The organism is Pectobacterium jejuense (assembly GCF_026800125.1).
GTDB lineage: Bacteria > Pseudomonadota > Gammaproteobacteria > Enterobacterales > Enterobacteriaceae > Pectobacterium > Pectobacterium jejuense.
The window spans coordinates 24839-49041 of the sequence record NZ_JAPQKX010000016.1 but is presented as its reverse complement, the minus strand read 5'-3'; the positions used below and the strand labels follow the sequence as shown (position 1 = coordinate 49041).

Below are 24203 nucleotides of genomic sequence, written 5' to 3'. Positions count from 1 at the left end.
CGTAAAAATCAGGGCGGCGCAGAGACGTCGCCCTTTTTTATCCTCAACAGAACACTCTTATCCCCAATCAAACACCAGCTGTCGTTCAATTTGCGGGTCGAGCAGCGTCACATGCAATCCGACCAACCGGACGCCTCTGGATTTACGCCGCTCCTGCCAGGTTTGTTGCGCGATCTTCAACAGATCCTGTTTATTCAGCACCGGCCACACATGCTCCTGCGTCGTTTGCTGAAAATCATCAAACTTGAGTTTGACGCCCTGACGCGCAATATGCAGATCGGGTTTCACCCGTTTCAGGCGGACTTCCAGCTCCTCATAGAGCTGTTCGATCAGGTTTTCACACTGTTCCCAGTCGTGAATATCCTGCGCCAGCGTCTTCTCCACGCCGACCGACTTCCTCAGCCGATCGGGTGAAATCCGCCGCTCATCAATCCCCTGACATCGTTCCCACAGCACGCGGCCAAACTTGCCGAACTCTTTAAGCAGATCCGCCAGCGCATACACCCGCACATCCGCGCAGGTGTACAGGCCACGCTCCTCAAGCCGTTTCGCCGTCACCTTCCCAACGCCGGGGATCTTCTCCAGCGGTAGCGCCAGCAGGAAATCATCCACCTGCTCCGGTGTAATAACATATTGTCCATTCGGCTTATTTAACTCAGAGGCGATCTTCGCCAGAAATTTGATCGGCGCAATCCCCGCCGAGGCGGTCAGATTCAGTTCATCCGCGATGGTTCGACGGATGTCTTCGGCGATGCGCGTCGCCGAACCGTTGCAGTGCGGGCTATCGGTGACATCCAGATAGGCTTCATCCAGAGAAAGGGGTTCAATCAGCGACGTGTAGCGGGAGAAGATCTCGCGGATTTGGCGCGAGGTGGATTTATACACCTCCATGCGCCCCGGTAACAACGTGAGGTGTGGACAGAGACGTAAGGCGGTTGCCGTTGCCATCGCGCTGCGGACGCCGTAGCGTCGGGCAGGATAGTTAGCGGTGCTGATGACGCCGCGGCGATCGGCGCTTCCACCAATTGCCAGAGGAATATCGCGCAGGCGCGGGTTATCACGCATCTCAATTGCTGCGTAGAAGCAGTCCATATCAACATGAATGATTTTGCGCATACTGACCCTCTGATGACACTGTATAAATATACAGATCAAAGTCAGTATAGACAAGCTGCGCGATGTCTGCCGCGTTTACTGGGCGATCAGCATAACCAGCTTAAATTCGCTCTGCACGGCAGGGTGGAAAGTCTGTTGATGATAGGCAATATCGCCGAGCGAAGGATGGTGGAAACGTCGCTCGCCGCCTTCACGCGCGGTTACCGCCTGCTGTGACCACCAGAGGTTGAATTCACGGCTTTCTTCACATAGCGACATCACGATTTGCCGAACGGCGTCAGTCGGTGCGTAATGGCTTGATTCCGCACGGAACTCCGCCACCACCCGCTTCGCTCGCTCCGGCCAATTGACCACCAGCAATCGTGCCAGCGGATTCAGAAACATGAAACGCAGCAGATTCGGCTCGGGATCGTTCCCTAGCCATCCGGCAAACAGCTGTTCCGACGGCGCATTCCACGCCAGCATATTCCAGCTGCCATCCAGAAGATACGCAGGACAAGTAATGTGATGCAGGCTGGCGGCAACCTGCGCATCCGGCGACGTTGCCCTATTCTGTTTCTGAGGATCCTTCACGCCAGCAAGGCTAAAAAGATAATCATGCTCTGCGGGTTCCAGTTTTAACGCCTGCGACACGCGGAGCAGCGCCGATGCCGAAGCGGACACATCACGCCCCTGTTCAAGCCAGGTATACCAGGTGGTGCTGATACGGGCGATTTGCGCCAGCTCTTCGCGACGTAACCCACTGGTGCGCCGCCGTCCAGAGGCTGGCAGGCCGACCATTTCCGGCGTAGTCCGCTCACGCAGCACCCGTAAGAAAGCCCCCAACGCTTTTGGGCCGCTCAGAGAATTGGCAGGTATAAACGAATATGCAGACATAGTCAGATGTCCTTTTCATCCCGCTCGTCAAGGCAAGCTCGAGACGACAACAGCATGAGTGAAAGAGGTGTTAATCAAACAGGGAGTATTTTATACCCGTATAAATGCTCATATTGTACCCGTATTTTTCCCTCACTATAGTGTTCTTAGACCAAGGATAGTGTTCTCAGACCGACGTCTTCTTTAGTGGCTGGCGCGCCGCCGTTTAACCCATGATGAAACGAAAGCAATTCAGATAAAGCGAGAGCAATGATGGAAGAAAAACAGAACCATAATGATCGCGTCGAACACCAGTTCGGCTCACAGGCGCAGAACTACCTGACCAGCGCGGTGCATGCGCAGGGCAAAGATTTAACCCAACTGGCTGCTTTATTAGCGCCTTTCCCGCAGGCGCGCGTGATCGACCTCGGCTGCGGTGCCGGACACGCTAGCTTCGTTGCTGCACAGGCCGTCGCGGAGGTTGTCGCCTACGACCTGTCTTCCCAAATGCTGGACGTGGTGAGTCAGGCTGCCGCAGAAAAAGAACTGAATAACATCCGCGTTCAGCAAGGCGTAGCCGAGTCTTTACCGTTCGAGGATAGCAGCGCAGATATCATCATCAGCCGCTACTCTGCACATCACTGGCATGATGTTGGACAGGCATTACGTGAAATGCGGCGCGTCCTGAAACCGGGTGGGCGCGTGATCATGATGGATGTCGTGTCGCCCGGTCATCCACTGCTGGACAGCTATTTGCAGACGGTAGAGAAGCTGCGCGATACCTCACACGTGCGCAATTACGCGCCGGGTGAATGGCTGAGCCTGTTTACCGACGCTGGGTTTATCGTGCGTAACGTCACCAGCGACAGGCTGACGCTGGAATTCAGCAGTTGGATTGCACGTATGCGTACACCAGAACATTTCGCTATCGCGATTCGCGAACTGCAAAAAACGCTGCCGGACGAGGTGGTACTGCATTTTGACGTACAGGCAGACGGTTCCTTTGTCACCGACATTATGATGATAGAAGCCACCCGCGCCTGACGCACTTTCCCCGCAATTAACGGCCTCAAAACGATCTCACATTGGACGGCCCGCATCCTTTCGGGTCGTTTTTTGTAAATGTTATTTTTTAGCGCTTTTCAACGCTTGATTAATATGAAACCAATGATAATGTGATTTCGTTTTCGTCGTTACCTATTCGCCGACGAAATATATACCGATAACGGTTGTTCCAACGCCTTCTCGCCAAACGAATGGAGAATGCGATGCGGATGCCGCGTGTAGCACAGCACTCTTATTATCAGGAACCACGATGCAAAAAATCGCGCTGTCGTTTGCGATGTTGTTTTTTTTGCCTTCTCTTGTTGTTACCAGCGCCGCCAGCGAAACCGCACCGCCGCTAGCGCCGATAGCAAAAGAATTAAAACAGCAATTATTAGGCTCTCCGATCTATATTCAGATCTTTAAAGAAGAGCGAATATTCGAACTTTATGCGAAAGTCGGTAACGAATACCGTTTATTGGAACAATACCCCATCTGTAAATATTCAGGCGGATTAGGACCAAAACGCGTTGAAGGCGATTTAAAAAGCCCGGAAGGTTTCTATCAGGTTGACCTGCGCCAGCTCAAGCCAGACAGCCAATATTACCGTGCGATCAATATCGGCTTCCCCAACGACTATGATAAATCACAGGGATATTCTGGTCGCTATTTGATGATCCACGGCGAATGTGTGTCGGTTGGCTGCTATGCTATGACCAACACCTATATGGATGAGATTTATCGCTATGCCGAAGCGGCGTTACACAACGGGCAGGCGAAGATTGATATCGCCATCTACCCGTTCCGTATGACGGAACAGAACATGCAGCGCCACCGTAATTCCACCTACGCCAGCTTCTGGAAACAGCTTCAGCCGGGGTATACCTATTTTAATCAGCACAATCAGCCGCCGGCCGTCACGGTGTTTAACGGGCAATATGTCGTTAACCCACCGTTGATGACTAGCCAGCCGACCTTAAAGTATGCGCTCGCCGAAACAAAATAGAACGAATTCACCTGGCATAATCTGATGCCAGGTTTCGTTGCCCGTTAGCGGCTGCGTCGCCAGTACGGTGACGACATCATTGGGTGTCGTCTGCTGCTGAAAATCAATCTCTACATCCTGATCCAACAGCGTCGCTTTACCAAACGGCGCGCGGCGAGTAATCCAGTAGAGTTTGGTTGAGCAATATCCCATCACAAAGCGCCCGTCCGAGAGCAGCATGTTAAACACGCCTTTTTCCCGCAGGATATCCGCCTGTTTGGCGATATAGCGGAATACCGCTGGCCAGTTGCCCGGCGTACGCGGGTAGCGCTCAGCCAATTGGGACAGCAGCCAGCAGAAAGCAAATTCGCTGTCCGTCTGGCCGACAGGGCGAAACATTCCCGTTTTCAGGGTGTTGTAGCCTTTCAGCTGCCCGTTGTGGGCGTACGTCCAGTTCCGCCCCCACAGCTCGCGCGTAAAGGGATGGGTATTTTCCAGCGACACCGCGCCGCGATTCGCCTGTCGAATATGTGAAACCACCGCACACGATTTGATAGGGTAATCCTGTACCAATCGCGCAATCGGCGAGTTATAGCTTGGCAGCGGATCTTTGAACGTACGACAGCCGTTCCCTTCATAAAAGGTAATGCCCCAGCCATCCCTATGCGGTCCGGTTTTCCCACCGCGCTGTATCAGCCCGGTAAAGCTAAAGCAGATATCCGTCGGCACATTCGCGCTCATCCCCAGCAATTCACACATCTGACTTTCTACCCTTCCCTTCTTGCCCTTTTAGAGCGTATTAAGCGGCTTACTGATCCGCCATCTCTTTTTCAATCAGTTGAATCAGGATGTGAATCGCTTTGATATGGATTTCCTGAATACGGTCGGCATAGCCAAAGTGCGGAACACGAATTTCCACGTCGGCTGAACCGGCCATTTTACCGCCGTCTTTCCCGGTCAGCGTAATGACCTTCATGCCTTTCGCTTTTGCTGCGGCAATGGCTTTAATAATGTTGCCGGAGTTGCCCGAAGTAGAAATCCCCAGCAGCACATCGCCTTCACACCCCAGCGATTCGACATAGCGAGAGAAGACAAAGTCATAGCCAAAATCGTTGCTGACGCAGGACAGATGGCTCGGATCGGAAATCGCGATGGCCGGATAGCCCGGACGGTTCTCGCGGTAGCGGCCCGTCAGCTCTTCGGCAAAGTGCATGGCATCACAGTGTGAACCACCGTTACCGCAGGAGATCACTTTACCGCCCGCTTTAAACGCGTTAGCCAGCAGTACCGCAGCATTTTGAATCGATTGAATGTTCGCATCATCACTCAAGAAATTATTCAGTGTTTCTGCTGCTTCTTTCAGTTCACTACGGATTAAATCCTGATACATGGAATCCTCTCATTTTGTCTGGTGACAACATTCTTTTCTGTTCAGCAGTGTAGCGGATCGTACCAACAGCGAGAAGCGCGTAATCACGGGATTGAGAGGATCGCTGATGCCCGTCAGAAAACGCACGACTGCCGCTCGGTTTGTGAAGTGAGTTGTAATTATGATGTAAACGAATTGATAAAAATAATCAGATAAACTACAACGAATATAAGCAACAGGTCAGACCTCTTACGATATTGACCTACTACGCCTTATTTCACTGATGACACGGTTCTCGCTTTCCACTGCCACGCAACGCTTAGTGGAAAGGTGAAAGTCCTCAATTCGATCACAATGCTGGAGACACGTTATGGTTGCTGTCAGTATCCTCCTTCTACTGATTATCATCGGAGCGATGTTTTACCATCGGCTCAGTCTGCTGCTCGGCAGCGCCATCCTGCTGGCCTACTTCGCAGCCATGTCCGCCATGTTGCTGTGGCCCGCCTGGCTGATGATTCCGCTCGTGATTCTGCTGATTCCGATTACGGTTCCCTCTCTGCGTCAAAAGCTGGTTTCCGCTTCCGCGCTACGCATGTTCCAGAAGGTCATGCCGCCGATGTCGAACACGGAAAAAGAAGCGATTGATGCTGGGACAACCTGGTGGGAAGGCGACCTGTTTCGCGGCGCGCCGGATTGGAAAAAGCTGCATAACTACCCGCGTCCGCAGTTGACTGCTGAAGAGCAGGCATTTATCGACGGGCCGGTTGCTGAAGCCTGCCGAATGGCAAACGACTTTGAAATCACCCACGAACGCGCCGATATCCCGCCAGAACTGTGGGAATATTTAAAAGAACATCGCTTCTTCGCCATGATCATCAAGAAGCAGTACGGCGGGTTGGAATTCTCGGCCTATGCACAGGCGCAGGTACTGCAAAAACTGGCGGGCGTCTCCAGCATTGTGGCGATCACCGTCGGCGTCCCTAACTCACTCGGTCCCGGCGAACTGTTGCAACACTACGGGACAGAAGAGCAAAAAGATCACTACCTGCCACGTCTGGCACGCGGTCAGGAAGTCCCCTGCTTTGCGCTGACCAGCCCGGAAGCGGGTTCCGATGCAGGCTCAATTCCCGATACTGGCATTGTCTGCTACGGCAACTGGCACGGCGAACAGGTTTTGGGCATGCGCCTGACCTGGAATAAACGCTATATCACTCTCGCTCCCGTCGCCACCGTGCTGGGGCTGGCCTTTAAGCTGTACGATCCCGACCATCTGTTAGGCGATCAAGACGACGTAGGTATTACCTGTGCGTTGATTCCGACGGACACTGACGGCGTTAAAATCGGCCGCCGCCATTTCCCACTGAACGTGCCGTTCCAGAACGGCCCGACGCAGGGTGAGAACATTTTTGTTCCGCTGGATTACATCATCGGCGGCGCGAAGATGGCCGGTCAGGGCTGGCGTATGCTGATGGAGTGTCTGTCGGTCGGACGCGGTATTACGCTGCCGTCCAACTCTACCGGTGGGCTGAAATCGATTGCCCTCGGCATCGGTGCTTACGCGCATATTCGCCGCCAGTTCAAAATCTCCATCGGTAAGATGGAAGGCATCGAGGAGCCGCTGGCACGCATCGCGGGTAACGCTTACGTGATGGACGCTGCCGCAACGCTGATTACCAGCGGCATCATGCAGGGTGAAAAACCGGCGGTGCTCTCCGCTATCGTCAAATATCACTGTACCCACCGTGGTCAGCGCAGCGTGATGGATGCGATGGATATCGCCGGCGGTAAAGGCATCTGTCTTGGCCCGTCCAACTTCCTGGCGCGCAGCTATCAAGGCGCACCGATTGCGATTACCGTGGAAGGGGCGAATATCCTGACGCGCAGCATGATTATCTTCGGGCAAGGCGCTATCCGCTGTCACCCTTATGTGCTGGAAGAGATGGCAGCCGCGCAAGAGAACGACGTATCACGCTTTGACCGCTCGCTGGTTGGACACATCGGCCACGTCGGCAGCAACACAGTGCGCAGCTTCTGGCTTGGGTTGACCAACGGCCTTCTAAGCCGTGCGCCAGTGAACGACAAAACACGTCGCTACTATCAGCAGCTCAACCGACTCAGCGCAAACCTGGCACTGCTGGCGGATGTATCGATGGCGGTATTGGGCGGCAGCCTGAAACGTCGCGAGCGTATCTCTGCGCGTCTGGGGGATATTCTCAGCCAGCTCTATTTAGCTTCCGCGACGCTGAAACGCTATGAGGACGAAGGGCGTCAGAAAGCGGATTTGCCGCTGGTGCACTGGGGCGTGCAGGACAGTCTGCATCAGGCCGAGCAGGCACTGGACGATCTGCTGCGCAACTTCCCGAATCGTGCCGTCGCAGGACTGCTGACGTTCATCATCTTCCCGCTGGGTCTGCGCTGCGCTGCGCCGTCTGACCGCCTCGATCATGAGGTCGCGAAGATTCTGCAAACGCCGTCAGAAACGCGCAGCCGTCTGGGACGTGGTCAATATCTGGTTGCCAGCGAGCATAACCCTGTCGGACTGCTGGAAGAGGCGCTGCTGGATATCATAGCCGCCGAGCCGATTTACCAACGCCTGTCGAAGGCCAGCGACAAACCGCTGCCGTTCATGCGATTGGATCAGTTGGCAGAGCAGGCGCTGGTAGAAGGCCAAATTACCGCTGAAGAAGCGGATATTCTGACCAAAGCCGAAGCCAGCCGCTTACGTTCAATCAACGTGGATGACTTTGCATTCGACGCACTGGCTGCCAACAAGCCTGCGCCCGTACCGCAACCGGAAAGAAAAACTGAAGCAGCATAAATAGAATCAGGCCGCCAATATGGCGGCCTGTTATTTCCTTTAAAGGCATATCAGTTGTAAAATCCACATCATCTTTCCTTCTGAATGAAACCCGACACATGGCTTACATCCCCAAGAACTACGCCAGACTTGAAAGCGGCTACCGCGAAAAAGCGCTCAAACTTTTCCCGTGGGTATGTGGTCGCTGTTCACGCGAATTCGTCTATTCCAACCTGCGTGAATTAACCGTTCACCACATCGATCACGATCACAGCAATAATCCGGAAGATGGTAGTAACTGGGAAATGCTGTGCCTCTACTGCCACGACCATGAGCATTCGAAATATACCGATGCGGATATGTACGGTTCGACCGTCGTTGCAGGTGAAGATGCGCAGAAGGATGTCGGGGTTGCCACCCATAATCCTTTCGCGAATTTGCAGGCGATGATGAATAAAGGGAAGAAATAATCGGTTTGCCGCTCCCATCAGATTCGATGACGGGAGCGATTATAAAATAGCGTGGCTAACGACGACTAGGCACCGCTCTGCCGTACTCGCGCCAGCAGCGCATCCACATCCGCAATATGCAGAGCCGCCAGCACCAGCGTTCTGCCCAGCGAAATAGCATGACGCTGGCACGCTAAACGCGCTTCCGTCTCCTGAATGCCGTCCAGATCGGCGACGTGCGCCAGCCCAATCGTGCGGCGAATCAGCTCGGTGCCACAGTAGCCAACGGCATCCCGCCACACCTGCTGTAAAAACAGCGCGGCATAACCCGATTCAGCCAGCGCCGGATCGCGACTTTCGCTTTCGCTCAATGCCAGAAAACGAGCGGAAAAGGTCTGCCACAGTGTACGAATATCTTCCAGACGTCGTTCACGCCCCGCCGCCGCCTCGCGCGGTGCCAGCAGCCCCGGCAGGCCACAATAATTCAGCAGCAGATTGCCAATTGCCGTTCCGACATCAAAACCAATCGGCCCGTAGAAACCGAATTCAGCATCAATCGCTTTTAAACGCCCTTCTGCCACAAAGATCGATCCACTGTGGATGTCGCCGTGCAGCAGCGCCTCGGCTTTGCTCAGGAAGCCATGCTTCAGTCCGGCAACCGCCAGTTTCAGTGCCCGATCGTCACGCAACACCTGCACATCCGGCGTCAACGCAGCGTCAAACTGGTTTCTTTCATGATCGATATAAGGGTCGGTAAAGAAAAGATCTTCGGTAATCTGACACAGCTCGGGGTTAGTGAACTGGCTTACTGCCGCTTTCTTCTCATGCGGATGTTGATGAAAATCAGAAGTGTGGAATAACGTCTGTGCCAGATACTCTCCCAACTGTGCCGCCGCCTGAGGATAATCCGCGCCGTTAACCAGCTCGCTGCGCCAGATGCGATGATCGGAGAGATCTTCCTGCACCATCACCGCCAGTTCGGGATCGTGATGTAGCACGGTCACGGTATGCTGCGGACAAAACCGCGCGTGCGTCAGCAACGTTTCGGCCTCAATACGGGCGCGGTCAAGCGTCAGCGGCCAGGATTCCCCGACGCAGCGCACATAGGGTAGCGCCTGTTTGACGATCACTCGACTAACGCCCGTTTCATCTTTAATTTTAAACACCAGATTCAGATTGCCATCGCCGATCTCTTCTGCGGCTACCAGCGTTTGCGGCTGACTGACACCACCGTATTGGCGGGCATATTCAACAGCGTCATCCGCCGTAAAAGTGCGGTAAAGTGACATTCCAACCCCTCGCTATTCTGCAATCAACACTATTTCCGGAATCAAAACTGTTTCCGCAATCAAAACGATTCTAAAACCAAAGATACGGACATAAAAACGTTCGGACGTCTATACATCTATCAGGCATCTTGGCAGAATAAGAATATCGATGCAACATGGATTTAACGACCTATGCAGACACTTAACACAACCAGCCTGAAAATCGTTGATAACCAATTGTGGATCCTCGACCAGCAGGCGCTACCGCAAGAAAAACGCTGGAGCCCGTGCCCGGATGTCGCCTCACTGGTTGAGCATATCCAGACGCTGCGAGTACGCGGCGCACCGCTGATTGGCCTGTCCGCCAGCCTGCTACTCGCGCTACTGGCGGAGAAAGGGTTATCGCAGGCCGAACTGGCACAGGCGCTGGAAACGCTGAGAGCATCGCGCCCTACCGCCGTGAACCTGATGAACAATTTGGATCGCATGAAGCTGGCGCTGACACAGCCGCAGTTTGTCGATGCGCTGGTGCAGGAAGCCCTGCGTCTGGTAGAAGAAGATCGCGCTCTGTGTGAACGCATTGCCGATCATGGCGCTGCGCTGGTGAAGCCCAATAGCCGCTTGCTGACCCACTGCAACACCGGCGGGCTGGCAACGGCAGGCATCGGCACCGCCATCGGCGTGCTGCTGCGCGCACATCAGCAGGGAAAAGTCGCACAGGTGTGGGTCGATGAAACGCGCCCGCTCTTGCAAGGCGGACGCCTCACGGCCTGGGAGCTGGGTGAGTTAGGCATTCCTTATCAGCTAATCTGTGATTCGATGGCCGCCAGCCTGATGGCGCAGGGTCAGGTCGATGCGATTTGGGTCGGCGCAGACCGTATTGCCGCCAACGGCGACGTCGCCAATAAGATCGGCACTTACAGCCTCGCAGTACTGGCGCACTATCACCAGATTCCGTTTTACGTCGCAGCACCGCACACCACGCACGATCCCGCGTGCCCGGACGGTCGAGCCATCCCTATCGAACAGCGTGCTGCCACCGAAGTCACCGGCGTTTCCGGCAGCTTCGGCCACTGTCAGTGGGCCCCGCAGAACGCCGCGGTCTACAACCCAGCGTTTGACGTCACCCCCGCCGAATTAATCAGCGGCTGGATACTCGACACCGGCGTGGTCACGCCACAGGACGTGAAAGACGGGATATTTCAGGCAGCGTTAAAATAACCAAAGGTAATGTTGATATTTTTGGGTAGAGAATCACCTCGGCACTTCCCTATGAAGAAATCCTTGATACACCAATACAGAGGTATCTCGGATTTTGCCGTTATCCGGCGTAAAAAATTATGCTGAGGAGATAGCGGGCTTCGGATGAGCCGCACGGACGCGGCGAAAGCTTGCGCCACGTATGGAACGTGTCGCAAGCGGTCCGTTAAGCCTGATACCGACGAAGGTACCGCGTCAGCGGCATAATTTCTCGCCAAAAGCCAGGGTTCCCAGGGCGACGGCGACTGAGCCGCCCTGGGTCGGGCGTTTCGTAACATGCAACATAGAGCGGCAAATGTCGAAACGCACGAAACATACTCGTTCATTCACAGAGCGTTCGTTCACAACAACCGAGAGCGCTATCGTTCCAATTTCGGATACGCATCAGCGATCTTATCGCCGGTGAAATGCGCGATCCAGCCTTCCGGATTATCGAACAGGCGGATGGCGGTGAAGTGTGGCTCCGGCCCCATGTCAAACCAGTGTGCCGTGCCTGCGGGTACGGACAGCAGATCGTTCTTCTCACACAGGATCTGGTAAATCTTGCCGTTCAGGTGCAGGCAGAACAGTCCCGCGCCTTCCACGAAAAAGCGCACTTCGTCTTCATGGTGGACATGCTCGGATAAAAATTTGGTGCGTAGCTCCGCACGCTGCGGATTATCGGAACGCATGCTGATGACGTCCCAGCTCTGATAGCCTTTTTCTGCCACCAGCTTATCGATTTCATGCTGATAGGCCGCCAGCACTTCCTCAGACGACGGCGCGTCGCTCAGTTTCTGGCTAGCTTCCCAGCGTTCAAAACGTACGCCAATCTCGTTCAGTTGCTTCTGAATCGCCTCAGCATCCTGACTTTGCCAAATCGGCTGGCTCGCATCGCTGTCGCTAAAAATGGTTAATCCACTCATTGGGCGTACTCCGGTAAGTCGATCTGGTCAAAACGTGCCACCTGACGGTGACGGCTTACGTTATCCGCGTCATCACGAATAAGCTGGCAGGTGTGCCAACCGGCCTCCTGCGCGGCATCCAATTCCTGGCGAATATCTGACAGGAACAACAGTTGCTCAGCAGGCAGCCCGATGGCTTGCGCAATCGTGCGATAAGAATCGGTCTCCCGCTTCGCTCCAACGCGAGTATCAAAATAGTCGCTGAACAGCGGGCGCAGATCGCCGGCGTTGCTATAGCCGAACAGCAGTTGCTGCGCTTCCACCGACCCTGACGAGTACACATACAGGCGTAGGCCCTGCTGCTGCCATGCGGCGAGCTGCGCAGCCACTTCAGGATACAGATGCCCCTGAAAATCACCGTTACGGTAACCCGCACGCCAGATAATGCCTTGCAGCTGTTTCAGCGCGGTGGATTTACGATCTTCATCCATAAACTGGTTCAGCGCGGCAATCAGCGTCTCGCTATCCGCATCTGGCTGACCTAGCTCCTGACGCAGCGCGTCCAGCGCCTGCGCGATCTCAGGATCGCTACCGTGCTGCCGAACGGTGTCGGCCAGACGTTCGCGTGCATAAGGAAACAGCACGCTGTGAACAAAACGGATATCGCTGGTGGTGCCTTCGATATCGGTCACAATTGCCTTAATCATGCTTTCGCCTCCAACAGCCGACGTTGCAATTCGCACTGGAACAGGAACTCTAGCCCTTCCAGATGACGACGCGCTTCTTTCACCGTCGCGCCCCAGCAGTAAAGGCCGTGGCCGCGTACCAGAAAGCCGTAGCGAAGCGGCGTGTGGCTGGCGTACTCGGTTACCCGCTGCGCCAGCGCCGGAATATCCTGATCGTTATCGAAAATCGGGATAGCCACACGATCCAAATGGGTGGTTTGCCCCGCCAGCGACTTTTGCATTTCGTAGCCGTGCAGTACCAGTTCAGCGCCCTTCTCTACCCGAGACAGCACCGTCGCGTTCACCGAATGCGTGTGCAGCACCGCGCCGATAGTCGGCTCGCGGCGATACAGCAGCGTATGCAGCCCCGTTTCCGCCGACGGCGTGCGACCGCTCGGCACATGGTTAGTGGCAATCTCCACCAGCAGGAAATCCTCTGCCTGAAGGCTGCCTTTATCTTTACCTGATTCGGTAATCAGGCACTGCGCTTCATCAAGGCGCACGGACATATTGCCGCCCGTCGCCGGACACCAGCCCTTCTCACCTATCCAGTGGCAGGCCGCAAGCAGCGCCGTCAATTGTTGATTTTCAGTCATGAGGCTTCCCGTTTTTGGTCCATTTTTCTCGCTACTTTTCTGGATGCTTTTTGGCGATTTAGATGCTTTTGTTATGACTTAGTACATAAAAGCATTTAGCCGTTTAAACGTCCAAGCGTCTTGATTGCCAAATACTAACAGCATGTTATATTACCAAGCAATACAGGCTTGCAGGAGTTCCACCCCGCTATGAGCGCCGCTCTGATCCCCGACAGTAAACTGCCTTCGCTGGGCACCACCATTTTTACCCAGATGAGTGCGCTGGCCCAACAGCATCAGGCCATCAATCTATCACAAGGTTTCCCTGATTTTGACGGCCCGGACTATTTACAACAGCGGCTGGCGTATCACGTCAGTCAGGGTGCTAACCAATATGCGCCGATGACCGGTGTCGCGCCGCTGCGTCAGGCGATTGCCGAAAAAACAGAAGAACTGTACGGCTGGAGGCCGGATGCCGACAGCGAAGTGACCGTCACGGCGGGGGCGACCGAAGCCCTGTTTGCCGCCATTGCGGCGCTGGTGCGTCCCGGCGACGAAGTGATTTGTTTCGATCCCAGCTATGACAGCTATGCGCCCGCTGTGACGTTGGCTGGCGGCGTACTTAAGCGCATCGCCTTGCAGCCGCCCGCGTTTCGCGTGGACTGGTCGCATTTTGCCGATGTGCTGAGCGACCGCACTCGTTTGGTCATACTGAATACGCCGCACAACCCGTCCGCCACCGTCTGGCAGAAGGCGGATTTCGAGCAGCTGTGGCAGGCGATTGCCGCGCGTAACATCTTCGTGCTGAGCGATGAAGTCTACGAGCACATCTGTTTCGACAGTGAAGGACACGCCAGCGTGCTGGCCCATCCGTCGCTGCGCCAACGCGCGATTGCCGTTTCATCGTTTGGCAAAACCTTCCACATGACCGGCTGGAAAGTCGGCTACTGCGTCGCACCAGCGGCCTTGAGTGCGGAAGTGCGTAAGGTTCACCAGTATCTGACGTTCTCCGTGAACACGCCCGCGCAGTTCGCCATTGCCGACATGCTGCGTGAACAGCCGCAACACTGGCGCGAACTGCCCGATTTTTACCGCGCACGCCGCGATCGCTTCATCAAGGCGCTGGCAGACAGCCGTTTTGACATTCTGCCCTGCGAAGGCACCTACTTCCTGCTGGCGGACTATCGGGCGATTTCCGATCTGGACGATGTCAGCTTCTGCCGCTGGCTAACCGAACACGTTGGCGTCGCGGCGATTCCGCTGTCCGTCTTTTGCGCCGATCCGTTCCCACATACGTTGATTCGGCTATGCTTTGCTAAACAGGAAGCAACGTTGGATGCCGCTGCGGAGCGTTTATGTCGACTTTAAAGATTTCATTACTGCAACAGCCGCTGGTCTGGCGCGATGGCGAAGCTAATCTGCGCCATTTCGATACCTTATTAGCGGAGATGAGTGGGCGTGATGTGATTGTCCTGCCGGAGATGTTCACGACCGGCTTTGCGATGGAAGCCGCCAAAGGCAGTCTGGATCAGTCGGTTGTAGAGACGTGGCTGCACCAGTGGGCGCAGAAGACGAATGCGCTGATCGGCGGCAGCGTCGCGGTAAATACACCGAAAGGTGCGGTGAATCGGTTCCTGCTGGTCGATCCGCACGGCGAGGTGCACCACTACGATAAACGCCACCTGTTCCGCATGGCGGACGAACACCACCACTATCAGGCAGGCACGGAGCGGGTCACCCTGGAGTGGCGCGGCTGGCGCATCTGCCCAATGATCTGCTACGACCTGCGTTTCCCGGTATGGTCGCGCAATCGACAGGACTACGATCTGGCGCTGTATGTCGCCAACTGGCCAGCGCCACGAGCTGCACACTGGCAAACGCTGCTGGCGGCACGCGCCATTGAGAATCAGGCCTACGTTGCAGGCTGTAACCGCGTCGGTACCGACGGCAACGGCCACAGCTACCGCGGCGACAGCCTGATTATTAATGCGCAAGGGGAAATTCTGGCCTCTGCCGCTCCCAACCAGCCCGCCTGTCTGGACGCCGAGCTGTCGCTGGAAGCGCTGCAAAGCTACCGGGAATCCTTCCCCGCCTGGCGCGATGCCGACCGCTTTACGCTGTAGCTATAATTGCTGTAGTTGTAATGATGTAGCTGTCGTTACTGTGCAGAGGCGTGGTAGAACACCGCCTGATAGAACGCCTGTAGCGCCAGCGCCACATCTGCCGTGGTAACGGACTCATCAGGATGGTGGCTGATGCCGCCGCGGCAGCGGACAAACAACATCGCTACCGGCCAGCGTTCGGCGATGGCAATCGCATCGTGCCCTGCGCCGCTGGGCAGCATCAGCGTTTTCCCCTGCACCTGCGTCACCGCGTCGTTTAATACCGACTGCAACGCGGGATCGCAGCGGGTTGCCGCAATACGATAATACTCTTCGGCGCTGAACTGGCAGCCGCGCTGGTGCGCGATAGCCTGCCCTAGCGTCAGGAGTTTTTGTAGCAGCGCATCCAGCGGCGCATCCTCCGGCCCGCGAATATCCAGCGTCATCTTCACCTCACCGGGAATGACGTTCGCCGCGCCCGGTAAGCACTGCAATGTGCCAAACGTGGCGACCAGATGAGGATCGCTTTCCCGCGTTATCCGTTCTGCCTGCGCCATCCAGTCGGCTGCTGCCGCCAGCGCATCTTGCCGCTGCGTCATCGGCACAGTGCCCGCATGCCCCGCTAACCCGAGGAACGTGCAGTTGAGTCGCCGCGCCCCATTGATCGCGGTGACCACACCCAGCGCCAGATCCTGCTGTTCCAGACACGGTCCCTGTTCGATATGCAACTCCAGATAGGCGGTGATATCGCTGACCGGACGTGCCGCCAGTGCTACCTCAAGCGGATCCAGCCCCGCAATGGTCAACGCCTGCGCCACGCTGGTGCCCTCGGCATCCTGACACTCCAGCCAGTTCTCCGGCCAGGTCCCCGTCAACCCCCGACTGCCCAGCAGCGTAATGCCAAAACGCGTGCCTTCCTCATCGCCGAAGCCGATGATTTCCAGCGCCACGGGCAAACGCATCCCCTGTTGATGGAACGCACGTACCACTTCGATCGCCGTCAATACGCCCAGCATGCCGTCATATCGTCCGGCATTGCGCACCGTATCCAGATGCGAACCGAGCAACAGCGCTGGCGCATCCGGTGTTAATCCTTCATAGCGACCACAAATGTTGCCCACGCTATCCTGCCAGACGTTCATGCCCGCTTCGCGCATCCATTCTCCCACCTGCGCATTGGCACGCAGGTGCTCCAGCGACAGATAAACACGGGTCAGTTGGCCGGGCGTTTCGCTGATTTCCGCCAGCGCATCGCAGCGCGACATAATCTGCTCAGCAGCGGCCTGTGCGGCAGCGGGCAACATCAACATTTCACTCATGCACGTCCCTCATCTGCCGTGTAGCAATTCCAGGCGGCCTGCAAGGCTTCGCCCTGCACAGTGCGGAAGCCAAGTCGATTCAGCACCGCCTCCAGCGCCGTCAGCGTTTGCATCACGCAGTCTTTACGCGCGTTGTAGCCCATCGTCCCGATGCGCCAGATCTTGCCCTGAAGCGGGCCAAAGGACGTGCCGATCTCAATGGCGAAATCTTCCAGCAGCAGCTTACGCACCTGCTCGCCGTGAACGCCGTCAGGAATCACCACGCCCAGTACGTTATTCATTTTGTGAGTCAGTGAACCAAAGGTGTCCAACCCCATTCCCTGAATCCCTGCCACCAACGCACTACCGTGCAGCGCATGACGGGCAATGCTGCGATCCAATCCTTCTTCGAGGATCGTTCGGGCACACTCGCGTGCAGCAAACAGCATGCTCGTTGCCTCGGTATGGTGATTCAAACGCTCCGGCCCCCAGTAATCCATCACCATGCCCAGATCGAAATAGTTGGAATAGATCATCTCGTCGTCGCCGTCCTGATGGGCGTCCGTTCGGATCCCCTGCTCAATACATTTGCGACGGCGGATCACCGCTTCCATCTGCGGGCTGAGCGTGATCGGTGAACTGCCAGACGGCCCGCCCAGACACTTCTGCAATCCGGCGGAAACCGCATCCAGTCCCCATTTATCCGTTTCCAGCGGGTTGCCGCCAAAAGAGGCCGTGGCATCGGTATAGAACAGTACGCCGTGACGTCGGCAAATCTCGCCCAGTTCCTCTAGCGGTTGCAGCATGGTGGTCGACGTATCGCCCTGCACCGTCAACAGTAAACGCGGGCGTACTGCTTTGATCGCATCTTCGATCTGGTCCGGCGAGAACACCTCGCCCCACGGCACTTCAATGGTATGAACATCAGCACGACAGCGGCGGGCAATCTCGCACAGCAGATGACCAAAACGGCCAAACACGGGTACCAGCACCTTATCGCCGGGGCGGATCGCCGACAGCAAAATCGCTTCAATGCCCGCACGCGAGGTACCGTCTACCAGCATCGTCCAACGGTTTTCCGTACGGAAAAGCTGACGATAGAGCTCCATGACCTGATTCATGTAGTTCGTCATCGCGGGGTCATACTGCCCCACCAGTTGGCTGGCCATTGCCCGTAATACGCGCGGATCGGCATTGATCGGCCCCGGCCCCATCAGCAGGCGATGAGGGGGATTGATTTGCGCGTACAGTTCGCTGTTCATGGTTATGTGCTCCAGATTCCTTACATTACTGTTCTGCTAATCGAATGATTTCACATGTATTTCCGTGAGTGATTAGCTCAAAAGAGGGAAGCCTTACGCTTCCGACAGTCCTCGGACCGAGGCGATGAACTGTTTCAGTTCGCGGGTCTGCGGGTTGGCGAACAGCGTTTTGCTGTCGCCCTGCTCCCAGACCGTGCCCTGATGCATAAACACCACGCGGTCGCCCACTTCACGGGCAAAATTCATCTCATGCGTGACCAGAATCAGCGTCATGCCTTCTGCGGCCAGCTGTTCCAACACCTTCAGCACTTCGCCGACTAATTCAGGATCGAGCGCCGAGGTAATTTCATCGCACAGCAGGACTTTCGGGTTCATCGCCAGCGCGCGGGCAATCGCGACACGCTGCTGCTGGCCGCCCGACAGGTTGGCTGGGTAATAGTGAAGGCGCTCGCCCAGCCCCACCTTTTTCAACACCCGCTCGCCCAGTTCACGGCACTCCGCGGCGCTTTTACCCAGCACGCGGCGCGGTGCCAACATCACGTTTTCCAACGCCGTCATGTGCGGAAACAGATTGAAGTTCTGGAACACCATCCCGACCGAGCGACTGATTTCCCGCGCCTGTGAATCCCTGTCGGTGACCGTCATTCCGCCCAGCTTGATGCTGCCGTCCTGATAGCCTTCCAGACCGTTCATGCAGCGCAAGAGCGTGCTCTTACCGGAGCCGCTGCGTCCGATGATCGAAATGACCTCACCCATTTCGATATCCAGATCCACACCTTTCAGGACGTGGTTCTGGCCGTAATATTTTTGAACCTGATTAATGGTGATGAGCGGCATTGAATTTCTTCTCCAGATAGCGGCTGTAGTAAGAGAGCGGATAGCACATCAGGAAATAGCCCAACGCCACCAATCCGAACACTTTAAACGGCTGATAGGTCACGTTATTCAACATGGTTCCCGCCTTGGTCAGTTCGATAAATCCGATGATCGACGCCAGCGCAGTGCCTTTAATCACCTGCACGGAAAACCCCACGGTAGGCGCGATGGCAATACGCATCGCCTGCGGCGCAATCACCCGATAGAGCGTTTGGCCGAAATCCAGCCCGAGGCAGCGCGACGCTTCCCACTGCCCTTTCGGCAAGGCTTCCACGCTACCGCACCAGATATCCACCAGAAAGGCGCTGGTAAAGAGCGTCAGCGCCAGTGCCGCCGCCGTCCACGGGCTCACATCAATGCCGAACAGCGCCAGCCCGAAAAAGGCGAGAAACAGCTGCATCAGCAACGGCGTGCCTTGGAACAGCTCGGAATACAAATGGACAAGGCGCGTCGGCCATGTACGTTTAGTCAGCCGCAGCAGCATCAGCGGAAAGGTCACTATCGCGCCGCCGAGGAAAGCCGTCAGCGACAGCAGTAGCGTCCAACGTGCCGCCAGCAGCAGGTTGCGTACAATATCCCAGTCGGTAAATGTCATCATGACTGATTCCCCAGAAAGCGCCGACCTGCCAGCAGTAAGAGTTGTCGCATCAGAACAGACAGCACCAGGTAACACAGCGTGGTTGCCAGATACACTTCAAAGCTCAAAAACGTACGGGACTGAATCAGGTTAGCGGCAAAAGTCAGTTCCTCGTAAGACACCTGCGACACCACCGACGATCCCAGCATGACGATGATGCACTGGCTAACCAGCGCCGGATAAATCCGCTGGAGCGCGGGCGGCAGAATCACACGTAAAAAGGTTTGCATTCGCGTCAGCCCCAGCACACGGGCGGCTTCCCACTGGCCTTTCGGCGTCACCTGAATTCCCGCGCGGATAATCTCGGTGCTGTACGCCCCCAGATTAATCAGCATCGCCAACAACGCGGCCTGTCCGGCGGTGAGCTTCAAGCCCAGGCTCGGTAAGCCGAAGACGATGAAGAACAGCTGAACCACAAACGGCGTATTGCGGATCAGCTCGACGTAGACACCCCATAGCCGACTCAGCAGGGTGGGCTTGCCGCTGCGCAAGGCCGCACCGAAGATGCCGATAGCAATGCCGCCGAGGGTTGCCATGACCGTCAGTTCAATGGTGACCCACAACCCCTCCAGCAGCTCAGGCCAGAACGGAAACAGCGCGGAAAAATTAAGCTGATAGGTCATGGCGTGCTCCCGTTAAGCCTTGATGCTGGCCGGCAGCGGCGCTTTCAGCCATTTTTCCGACAGGGTATTGAGCGTATTGTCTTTCAGCGCCTGCTCAATCAACGCGTCGACTTTCGCTTTCAGCGCAGGCTCGTCTTTTTTCAGCCCGATGTAGCACGGCGAGTCTTTCAGCATAAACTTCGCGACTGGCGCTTTCGTTGGGTTCTGCTCGGCGATAGCCGCGACAACCAGGTTACCCGTCGCAACATATTCCACCTGCCCGGACAGGTACGCCGACAGCGTGGTATTGTTATCTTCGTAGCGCTTAATCTGTGCGGCTTTCGGCGCGATATCCGTCAGCACCATGTCTTCTACCGCACCGCGCGTAACGCCGATGCTCTTGCCTTCCAGCGCTTCAGACGATGTCAGCGTGCTGTCTTTCGGTCCAAATACGCCGAGGAAAAACGGCGCATAGGCGCGGCTGAAATCGATCACTTTTTCACGCTCGGCATTTTTGCCCAGACTGGAGATCACCAGATCAACTTTATTGGTTTGCAGATACGGCACGCGGTTGGCGCTGGTTACCGGAACCAGCTGCAACTTTAGTTTCATCTCTTTCGCCAGATAGCGAGCGATATCGATGTCATACCCTTGCGGTTGCAGATCCGTTCCCACCGATCCAAACGGCGGGAAATCCTGCGGGACGGCGACACGCAGCACACCGCGCTTCTCGATATCCTGCAACTGATCGGCCATCGCGCTACCAGCTTGAACCAGTAACATTGCCGCGCCCATCACCGCCAGTAACCCTTTTTTGATGCCCAGTTTATTGATCAACATCGTCTCTGCCCCCGGTTAGTATAATTGAAACGAAAGATTCTTTAAAAACAAAAATTGGAACCATCGTTGCAGATATTAAGCAAGGAGCATGCCAGATTAAATTAACGCCTTCTGTGCTATTGGGTACGGTGTGTCAGAAAGTTCGGCTAAAACATGGGATAGGACACTATGGATATGATTATGGATATGCGATACCGGTGAAAAATTTCGTGCGTGATTGCAGAAAGATAATTTATGCAACTCATGCACCACGCCCGACGTAGGGCTGCTCAGTCGCCGCAGCCCTACGAACCCTGGCTTTCGGCGTGAATTATGCCGCTACGCGGTACATTTGAAACGCGTGTCATCCTGTCGAACCGCCTGTGACGCGCTCCTGACGCGGCACAGGCTTTCGCAGCGTCCATGCTGCTCATTCGGGATGCCCCACGTTTCTCATCATAATTTTTTACGCCTATGAACAGATAACAACGAGAAACAATCCACAGCGCGACATCACAAAAATAATCCAGAGCTATCACGCCCGAAACGATCTGCATGGCTATATAACAATCAGCCAAAACGCACCAAAAAAGTGCGCAAGCACCATCCCAACGCACCATTAGCGTTGCTCTAGCTCATCTAATTCACCATAAAGATCCACGATCTGGTGGATGCGTTGGCGTCCGTCACGCAGCATTTCATGCAGCAGCGCATTGCTGATCACGTTCACTAAACTCATGGCAGACGAATAGCTGTCAAATGCCGAGACGCTGTCCAGCGGGACGCACAATGACCAGGTTGCCAGCGACATTAGCGTACTCACCTGTGGTTCACACAGCAGCAGCACAGGCACACCGCGCTTTTGCAGTTGCGCCAATAGCGGCTGAATCAGGCGCGGACGGCGGCGAAAAGCCACCACAATCACGACATCCTGTGCAGTGAGATCCACCAGCTCTTCGGAGAGCGTCTGCCCCGGCTGCGTCAGCAGCGTGACCTGTTGGCGGATCTGGAGCAGCTGTTGGCGCAGGTGCAGCGCCACCGGATAGCTATTGCGCAGCCCAATCAAACACAGGCGCTGCGCCTGCATCAGCGCCTGAATCACCGCGCCAAACTGCACGGGGTCAATCTGGTTTATCCACTGCGTCAGGTTCGCCATTTCCTGCTTGTAATGCCGCGCCAGCAGCGTATTCCCCTGCACGGCATCCCGGTTATCCGCCAGCGGCATCCCGCTTTGGCGCAGCGTTCTGAGTTCATCGCGCATGTCACGGTAGCTGGGGTAGCCCAGCCGTTTGAACAACCGGCTGACGGTCGCTTTGGAAACGCCGCTCAGCCGCGCCAGCTCGGCGCTGTTGTAGCTAATTAAATCGTCAAAGTGATCGAAGATGAAATCCGCGACGCGCTGCTCCTGCGGTGAAAGCTCGCTGTAGCGATCTCGTAATCGTTCATCTATTTGCATCATCGTCTCTCACCCGTTGCGCTTGCTGTAACATTTGTTTCATGTCGCAGAACATAGCACAGGATTGTCAGGATGATATAGATACCTCCTCCTGCACCGCAGACAGACTTTCCACCGCAATAAAAAACTGGAACGCCGTTTGCTTATAGCTAGGGTTAATAACACTCACCCTACATAACATTTAAAAAAGGAATTCCGGCATGATGCAAAGCAACACCGCCCCGCTGGGCATGGCGGTCGCACCTCATCATTTAGCCAGTGCCAGCGCGTTGGCGATTCTGCGTGAAGGCGGCAACGCCATTGAAGCCATGGTCGCAGCGGCGGCAACCATTGCCGTGGTCTACCCGCATATGAACGGGATCGGCGGCGACGGTTTCTGGCTGATTGTGCCGCCACACGGTGAGCCGATTGCTATTGATGCCAGTGGGGCGGCGGGGTCGCTGGCCTGCCGTGAGTACTATCAGGGCGAAAGCCGCATTCCACACCGCGGCCCAAAAGCGGCGTTGACGGTCGCGGGCACTGTCGGCGGCTGGCAAGAAGCGCTGGCCTATTCACAAGAACTTACCTATTTACAAAAAATAGACGGTACGCCAATGCCGCTGGCTCGCCTGTTATCTGATGCGATTCGCTATGCGTCTGACGGCATTCCCGTCACGCAGTCTCAGGAAGATGCACTCACCCAGCGCTATCACGAACTGAACGATTGTCCGGCCTTTAGCCAGCTGTTTATGCCGCAGGGGAATATCCCGCGCGCGGGCAGTCGTTTCACGCAGTCGGATTTAGCCGATACCCTGACAACACTGAGCCTTGAAGGGTTGGACAGTTTTTATCGCGGTTCCGTCGCTGCCAAGCTGTCGTCACAGATGGCGCAGCTCGGTATGCCGCTGACGGCCGACGATTTGGCAAATTACCGCGCCAGGCGGACAACGCCGCTGGTGCTGAAGCACAGTAAAGGCGACATCTATAACCTCGCGCCGCCAACGCAGGGGCTGGTGTCGCTCGCAATTCTCGGTCTGACCGATCATTTAGACATGGAAGATCTGAACGATAGCCAGACGATCCACCGTATTGTCGAATCGACCAAGCTGGCGTTTGGCCTGCGCGACCGCTTCATTACCGATCCCAAGCTGATGACGCAGGACGTTCAGGCGCTGCTGGAAAACGATGCGCTCGGCGTGCTGGCTCGACAGGTCGATACCCGAAAAGCCGCACCGTGGGGAGAAGGGAAAGGCCCCGGCGACACCGTCTGGATGGGCGTATGCGACAACAGCGGACTGTGCGTCTCTTTCATTCAAAGCATTTACCACGAGTTTGGCAGCGGCGTGGTCTTACCGGGAACCGGCGTGCTCTGGCAAAACCGCGGTGCCTCGTTCAGCCTCGATCCAGCACACCTGCTGGCGCTAGAGCCCGGTAAACAGCCTTTTCATACCTTAAACCCTGCCGCCGCACGCCTGTCCGACGGACGAACGATGGTCTACGGCTCAATGGGCGGTGACGGACAACCGCAGACGCAGGCGGCTATCTTTATCCGTCACGTTCAGCAAGGGCTGCCGCTACAACAGGCGATTACCGCCCCGCGCTGGCTGCTGGGCCGTACCTGGGGACAAGTATCCGATACGCTGAAGATCGAAGATCGTTTTAAACCCGCCACCGTAGATGCTCTGCGTCAGCTCGGTCACGACGTCGAACTCTTGAGCAGCTTTAGTGAAACAGTCGGCCACGCGGGGGCCATCGTGCGGCACACCAACGGCATGCTGGAAGGCGCCTTCGATCCGCGCAGCAACGGCAGCGCGGCAGGTTTTTAATCATGACTCAACAGGGAGA

22 protein-coding genes and 1 pseudogene are annotated in these 24203 nt (G+C 55.9%); 8 read left to right on the top strand and 15 right to left on the bottom strand.

Annotation, left to right across the window (positions count from 1 at the left end; genetic code table 11):
* Window positions 1-57: 57 nt before the first annotated feature.
* The gene (gene dinB / locus NXT09_RS21050; protein WP_268581068.1) at window positions 58-1116 is read right to left on the bottom strand and encodes a DNA polymerase IV; all 1059 of its coding nucleotides are present in this window, start codon (window positions 1114-1116) and stop codon (window positions 58-60) included.
* Window positions 1117-1191: 75 nt separating this feature from the next.
* The gene (locus NXT09_RS21045) at window positions 1192-1992 is read right to left on the bottom strand and encodes a helix-turn-helix transcriptional regulator (protein WP_268581067.1); all 801 of its coding nucleotides are present in this window, start codon (window positions 1990-1992) and stop codon (window positions 1192-1194) included.
* A 240-nt stretch (window positions 1993-2232) separates the two neighbouring features.
* On the opposite strand from NXT09_RS21045, the pseudogene NXT09_RS21040 reads away from it, so the two are divergent.
* Window positions 2233-3015, top strand: a pseudogene (locus tag NXT09_RS21040) (class I SAM-dependent methyltransferase); the annotation flags it as partial.
* A 271-nt stretch (window positions 3016-3286) separates the two neighbouring features.
* Window positions 3287-4021: a peptidoglycan meso-diaminopimelic acid protein amidase gene (dpaA, locus tag NXT09_RS21035; protein ID WP_205554730.1), complete on the top strand. Its 735-nt coding sequence runs from the start codon at window positions 3287-3289 to the stop codon at window positions 4019-4021.
* Here the strand turns inward: dpaA and NXT09_RS21030 are convergent.
* Both NXT09_RS21030 and lpcA read right to left on the bottom strand, forming a co-directional pair.
* Window positions 3992-4759 carry a class II glutamine amidotransferase gene (locus NXT09_RS21030; RefSeq protein WP_268581066.1) on the bottom strand — a complete coding sequence of 256 codons (768 nt, stop codon included), beginning with the start codon at window positions 4757-4759 and terminating at the stop codon, window positions 3992-3994. The genes dpaA and NXT09_RS21030 overlap by 30 nt on opposite strands.
* Before the next feature lie 49 nt (window positions 4760-4808).
* Window positions 4809-5390: a D-sedoheptulose 7-phosphate isomerase gene (gene lpcA / locus NXT09_RS21025; RefSeq protein ID WP_268581065.1), complete on the bottom strand. Its 582-nt coding sequence runs from the start codon at window positions 5388-5390 to the stop codon at window positions 4809-4811.
* Between the two features lie 349 nt (window positions 5391-5739).
* Between lpcA and fadE the strand changes: the two genes are divergently transcribed.
* Together fadE and yajD are read left to right on the top strand one after the other, a co-directional pair.
* Complete coding sequence (fadE, locus tag NXT09_RS21020) at window positions 5740-8187, top strand: acyl-CoA dehydrogenase FadE (RefSeq protein WP_268581064.1); 2448 nt, start codon at window positions 5740-5742, stop codon at window positions 8185-8187.
* Between the two features lie 98 nt (window positions 8188-8285).
* The gene (yajD, locus tag NXT09_RS21015) at window positions 8286-8636 is read left to right on the top strand and encodes an HNH nuclease YajD (protein ID WP_010282592.1); all 351 of its coding nucleotides are present in this window, start codon (window positions 8286-8288) and stop codon (window positions 8634-8636) included.
* 65 nt (window positions 8637-8701) lie between these two features.
* Here the strand turns inward: yajD and mtnK are convergent, their stop codons facing one another.
* Complete coding sequence (gene mtnK, locus NXT09_RS21010) at window positions 8702-9904, bottom strand: S-methyl-5-thioribose kinase (RefSeq protein ID WP_268581063.1); 1203 nt, start codon at window positions 9902-9904, stop codon at window positions 8702-8704.
* 171 nt (window positions 9905-10075) lie between these two features.
* On the opposite strand from mtnK, the gene mtnA reads away from it, so the two are divergent.
* On the top strand, window positions 10076-11104 hold the full coding sequence (mtnA, locus tag NXT09_RS21005; protein ID WP_268581062.1) for an S-methyl-5-thioribose-1-phosphate isomerase: 1029 nt from the start codon (window positions 10076-10078) through the stop codon (window positions 11102-11104).
* Between the two features lie 398 nt (window positions 11105-11502).
* On the opposite strand, the gene NXT09_RS21000 is transcribed toward mtnA, so the two are convergent.
* The 3 genes from NXT09_RS21000 to NXT09_RS20990 are packed head-to-tail and all read right to left on the bottom strand — an operon-like array spanning window position 11503 to window position 13348.
* Window positions 11503-12048 (bottom strand): 1,2-dihydroxy-3-keto-5-methylthiopentene dioxygenase, encoded by a 546-nt coding sequence (locus tag NXT09_RS21000; protein ID WP_039508764.1) that lies wholly within the window; start codon window positions 12046-12048, stop codon window positions 11503-11505.
* On the bottom strand, window positions 12045-12734 hold the full coding sequence (mtnC, locus tag NXT09_RS20995) for an acireductone synthase (RefSeq protein WP_268581061.1): 690 nt from the start codon (window positions 12732-12734) through the stop codon (window positions 12045-12047). The genes NXT09_RS21000 and mtnC overlap by 4 nt, the downstream gene beginning before the upstream one ends.
* Window positions 12731-13348, bottom strand: a complete 618-nt coding sequence (locus NXT09_RS20990) for a methylthioribulose 1-phosphate dehydratase (RefSeq protein WP_010306952.1) — start codon at window positions 13346-13348, stop codon at window positions 12731-12733. Before NXT09_RS20990 ends, mtnC begins: the two co-directional genes overlap by 4 nt.
* 189 nt (window positions 13349-13537) lie before the next feature.
* On the opposite strand from NXT09_RS20990, the gene NXT09_RS20985 reads away from it, so the two are divergent.
* Window positions 13538-14695: a pyridoxal phosphate-dependent aminotransferase gene (locus NXT09_RS20985; RefSeq protein WP_268581060.1), complete on the top strand. Its 1158-nt coding sequence runs from the start codon at window positions 13538-13540 to the stop codon at window positions 14693-14695.
* Window positions 14683-15450: an amidohydrolase gene (locus tag NXT09_RS20980; protein WP_268581059.1), complete on the top strand. Its 768-nt coding sequence runs from the start codon at window positions 14683-14685 to the stop codon at window positions 15448-15450. Before NXT09_RS20985 ends, NXT09_RS20980 begins: the two co-directional genes overlap by 13 nt.
* 35 nt (window positions 15451-15485) lie before the next feature.
* Here the strand turns inward: NXT09_RS20980 and hpxK are convergent, their stop codons facing one another.
* The 7 genes from hpxK to NXT09_RS20945 form a co-directional block, all read right to left on the bottom strand.
* Entirely contained in the window at window positions 15486-16748 is a 1263-nt protein-coding gene (gene hpxK, locus NXT09_RS20975; protein ID WP_268581058.1) for an allantoate amidohydrolase, read from the bottom strand.
* Complete coding sequence (locus NXT09_RS20970; RefSeq protein WP_268581057.1) at window positions 16745-17989, bottom strand: pyridoxal-phosphate-dependent aminotransferase family protein; 1245 nt, start codon at window positions 17987-17989, stop codon at window positions 16745-16747. Before NXT09_RS20970 ends, hpxK begins: the two co-directional genes overlap by 4 nt.
* A 93-nt stretch (window positions 17990-18082) precedes the next feature.
* Window positions 18083-18826, bottom strand: coding sequence for an amino acid ABC transporter ATP-binding protein (locus NXT09_RS20965; protein ID WP_014916424.1), 744 nt, complete (start codon window positions 18824-18826; stop codon window positions 18083-18085).
* A complete protein-coding gene (locus tag NXT09_RS20960; RefSeq protein ID WP_268581076.1) occupies window positions 18807-19460 on the bottom strand; it encodes an amino acid ABC transporter permease in 654 nt (217 codons plus the stop codon). The genes NXT09_RS20965 and NXT09_RS20960 overlap by 20 nt, the downstream gene beginning before the upstream one ends.
* Entirely contained in the window at window positions 19460-20125 is a 666-nt protein-coding gene (locus NXT09_RS20955; RefSeq protein WP_039523347.1) for an amino acid ABC transporter permease, read from the bottom strand. Before NXT09_RS20955 ends, NXT09_RS20960 begins: the two co-directional genes overlap by 1 nt.
* Window positions 20126-20137: 12 nt before the next feature.
* Complete coding sequence (locus tag NXT09_RS20950) at window positions 20138-20923, bottom strand: transporter substrate-binding domain-containing protein (protein ID WP_481130296.1); 786 nt, start codon at window positions 20921-20923, stop codon at window positions 20138-20140.
* 619 nt (window positions 20924-21542) lie between these two features.
* Window positions 21543-22382: a MurR/RpiR family transcriptional regulator gene (locus NXT09_RS20945; protein ID WP_039486985.1), complete on the bottom strand. Its 840-nt coding sequence runs from the start codon at window positions 22380-22382 to the stop codon at window positions 21543-21545.
* A gap of 197 nt (window positions 22383-22579) precedes the next feature.
* Between NXT09_RS20945 and NXT09_RS20940 the strand changes: the two genes are divergently transcribed.
* Complete coding sequence (locus NXT09_RS20940; RefSeq protein WP_268581056.1) at window positions 22580-24184, top strand: gamma-glutamyltransferase family protein; 1605 nt, start codon at window positions 22580-22582, stop codon at window positions 24182-24184.
* Window positions 24185-24203 lie beyond the last annotated feature (19 nt).